Origin of the sequence: Pontibacillus litoralis JSM 072002 (assembly GCF_000775615.1) — a bacterium.
In the GTDB taxonomy this organism is placed as follows: Bacteria; Bacillota; Bacilli; order Bacillales; family BH030062; genus Pontibacillus; species Pontibacillus litoralis.
In genome coordinates this window covers 1-496 of sequence record NZ_AVPG01000075.1, presented here as the reverse complement: position 1 = coordinate 496, position 496 = coordinate 1, and the positions used below count along the sequence as shown (strand labels likewise).

Annotated in this window: 1 protein-coding gene; it reads right to left on the bottom strand. The window is 39.1% G+C overall.

What is annotated here, in order from left to right:
• Positions 1-210: 210 nt before the first annotated feature.
• Positions 211-496: integrase core domain-containing protein (locus N784_RS15765; RefSeq protein WP_036836555.1), on the bottom strand; the 286-nt coding region annotated here is incomplete at its 5' end.

The following is a 496-nucleotide window of genomic DNA, read 5'->3' as shown; positions in this document are numbered from 1 at the left end:
ATCTACGTCAATATTTAGGACACAAAAAAGTTAATTTTCCCATGGTGCTTTGAAGCTTATTTGAATATATGTGCTAAGGCTTGACATGGAGCCTCTGTGCGCGTGGTAATTTGCGAAAGACAAAAGGTTGGTAAAACACATTACGCCAGGCAAAAGCCTACTATGCTCACTTCTCCAAGTAAAGCCGTGCTCTATTGTTAAATGATGCAATTATGCCGCTTGGTTGAGCGCTAAATCTTCCATCTCTTGTGGTGTTAGATAGCCGATACTACCGTGTATTCTTTTGCGGTTATACCAGCCTTCAATATATTTAAATAACTCGACTCTCGCACCGTTAAAATCCAAGTACTGTACCTGATTTACTTCTTCTTTTTTTAAAACCGCATGAAAAGACTCAATACAAGCATTGTCATAAGGACTTCCCTTGTGACTGAAGGAGTGTGTCATTTTATAGTCTTGAATCTTTTCCGCAAAGGCATCGCTTGTATATTGTGAG